The sequence below is a fragment of the Enterococcus sp. AZ167 genome (assembly GCF_051714025.1).
Lineage (GTDB): Bacteria > Bacillota > Bacilli > Lactobacillales > Enterococcaceae > Enterococcus_D > Enterococcus_D casseliflavus.
The window spans coordinates 1-3,269 of sequence record NZ_JBIORB010000008.1; the positions used below are offsets into that span (position 1 = coordinate 1).

Below are 3,269 nucleotides of genomic sequence, written 5' to 3' on the forward strand. Positions count from 1 at the left end.
GCGTGGCGACGTCCTACTCTCACAAAGGGAAACCCTTCACTACAATCGGCGCTAAGAAGCTTAACTTCTGTGTTCGGCATGGTTACAGGTGTATCCTTCTTGCTATCGCCACCACACTATTCAATTGAGTAAGTTTTGCTCACTCAAAACTGGATCGAAGAAATCAAAACTCTACGAGTTTACGTGCTTTTTTCTTTTTGGTTAAGTCCTCGATCGATTAGTATCAGTCCGCTCCAACCATCACTGGCCTTCCACTTCTGACCTATCTACCTGATCATCTCTCAGGGATCTTACTTTCTTAAAGAAATGGGAAATCTCATCTTGAGGTGGGCTTCACACTTAGATGCTTTCAGCGTTTATCCCTTCCCTACATAGCTACCCAGCGATGCCTCTGGCGAGACAACTGGTACACCAGCGGTAAGTCCATCCCGGTCCTCTCGTACTAAGGACAGCTCCTCTCAAATTTCCAACGCCCGCGACGGATAGGGACCGAACTGTCTCACGACGTTCTGAACCCAGCTCGCGTGCCGCTTTAATGGGCGAACAGCCCAACCCTTGGGACCGACTACAGCCCCAGGATGCGACGAGCCGACATCGAGGTGCCAAACCTCCCCGTCGATGTGGACTCTTGGGGGAGATAAGCCTGTTATCCCCAGGGTAGCTTTTATCCGTTGAGCGATGGCCCTTCCATGCGGAACCACCGGATCACTAAGCCCGACTTTCGTCCCTGCTCGAGTTGTAGCTCTCGCAGTCAAGCTCCCTTCTGCCTTTACACTCTTCGAATGATTTCCAACCATTCTGAGGGAACCTTTGGGCGCCTCCGTTACCTTTTAGGAGGCGACCGCCCCAGTCAAACTGCCCATCTGACACTGTCTCCCAGCCCGATAAGGGCTGCGGGTTAGAGTGGCCATAACGCAAGGGTAGTATCCCACCATTGCCTCCATCGAAACTGGCGTCCCGATCTCTACGGCTCCTACCTATCCTGTACATGCGGTACAGACACTCAATATCAAACTACAGTAAAGCTCCATGGGGTCTTTCCGTCCTGTCGCGGGTAACCTGCATCTTCACAGGTACTAAAATTTCACCGAGTCTCTCGTTGAGACAGTGCCCAAATCGTTACGCCTTTCGTGCGGGTCGGAACTTACCCGACAAGGAATTTCGCTACCTTAGGACCGTTATAGTTACGGCCGCCGTTTACTGGGGCTTCAATTCGTACCTTCGCTTACGCTAAGCACTCCTCTTAACCTTCCAGCACCGGGCAGGCGTCAGCCCCTATACGTCATCTTTCGATTTTGCAGAGACCTGTGTTTTTGATAAACAGTCGCTTGGGCCTATTCACTGCGGCTGCTCGTTAGAGCAGCACCCCTTCTCCCGAAGTTACGGGGTCATTTTGCCGAGTTCCTTAACGAGAGTTCTCTCGCTCACCTTAGGATTCTCTCCTCGACTACCTGTGTCGGTTTGCGGTACGGGCCGTTGTTTTCTCACTAGAAGCTTTTCTTGGCAGTGTGACATCAGAAGCTTCGGTACTATTATTTCCCTCCTCATCACAGCTTGTCCGTATAGGTAGAAGCATTTGACTCCTACCAAGACTTACTGCTTGAACAGACATATCCATCAGTCTGCACTTCTTAGCCTCCTGCGTCCCTCCATTGCTCAAACAAAAACAACGGGTACAGGAATATCAACCTGTTGTCCATCGCCTACGCCTGTCGGCCTCGGCTTAGGTCCCGACTAACCCTGGGCGGACGAGCCTTCCCCAGGAAACCTTAGTCATTCGGTGGACAGGATTCTCACCTGTCTTTCGCTACTCATACCGGCATTCTCACTTCTAAGCGCTCCAGCAGTCCTCACGATCTGCCTTCAACGCCCTTAGAACGCTCTCCTACCAATGCACCTAATGGTGCACTCCACAGCTTCGGTAAACTATTTAGCCCCGGTACATTTTCGGCGCAGGGTCACTCGACTAGTGAGCTATTACGCACTCTTTAAATGGTGGCTGCTTCTAAGCCAACATCCTAGTTGTCTGTGCAACCCCACATCCTTTTCCACTTAATAGTTATTTGGGGACCTTAGCTGGTGGTCTGGGCTGTTTCCCTTTCGACTATGGATCTTATCACTCACAGTCTGACTCCCGGATATGAATGAATGGCATTCGGAGTTTATCTGAATTCGGTAACCCGAGATGGGCCCCTAGTCCAAACAGTGCTCTACCTCCATCATTCTCAATTCCGAGGCTAGCCCTAAAGCTATTTCGGAGAGAACCAGCTATCTCCAAGTTCGTTTGGAATTTCTCCGCTACCCACACCTCATCCCCGCACTTTTCAACGTACGTGGGTTCGGTCCTCCAGTGCGTTTTACCGCACCTTCAACCTGGACATGGGTAGATCACATGGTTTCGGGTCTACGACAACATACTCATTCGCCCTATTCAGACTCGCTTTCGCTACGGCTCCGTCTCTTCAACTTAACCTCGCATGCTATCGTAACTCGCCGGTTCATTCTACAAAAGGCACGCTATCACCCATTAACGGGCTCTAACTTGTTGTAGGCACACGGTTTCAGGATCTATTTCACTCCCCTTCCGGGGTGCTTTTCACCTTTCCCTCACGGTACTGGTTCACTATCGGTCACTAGGGAGTATTTAGCCTTGGGAGATGGTCCTCCCGGATTCCGACGGAATTCCTCGTGTTCCGCCGTACTCAGGATCCTCCTAGGTGTTATCCAAATTTCGCCTACGGGGTTTTTACCCTCTTTGACATACTTTTCCAAGTATTTCGACTATCTGAATAGACTACCATATCGGAGTCCTACAACCCCAACAAGCAAGCTTGTTGGTTTGGGCTTTTCCCGTTTCGCTCGCCGCTACTCAGGGAATCGAATTTTCTTTCTCTTCCTGCAGGTACTTAGATGTTTCAGTTCTCTGCGTCTACCTCGACTGCGCTATGTATTCACGCAGACGTAACATCCTATAAAAGATGCTGGGTTCCCCCATTCGGAAATCTCTGGATCATAGCTTACTTACAGCTCCCCAAAGCATATCGGTGTTAGTCCCGTCCTTCATCGGCTCCTAGTGCCAAGGCATCCACCGTGCGCCCTTATTCACTTAACCTTTGACCTTACGGTCGGTTTTGAGTACTTCTTCTAGCGATAGAAGGTTGCTCAAGAAAATAAGCGTTGAACTTATTAAAAAACTCTTTTAACATTTCAACTCGGTGTGTGTTACTTGTTTTGATTATTTCTTCGATATCCAGTTTTCAATGAACAAA

2 rRNA genes are annotated in these 3,269 nt (G+C 49.8%); both read right to left on the reverse strand.

The window, feature by feature from the left end:
* Positions 1–116: ribosomal RNA gene (gene rrf / locus IGJ05_RS16090) — 5S ribosomal RNA — on the reverse strand.
* An 81-nt stretch (positions 117–197) separates the two neighbouring features.
* A 23S ribosomal RNA gene (locus IGJ05_RS16095) occupies positions 198–3,112 on the reverse strand.
* Positions 3,113–3,269: the final 157 nt, after the last annotated feature.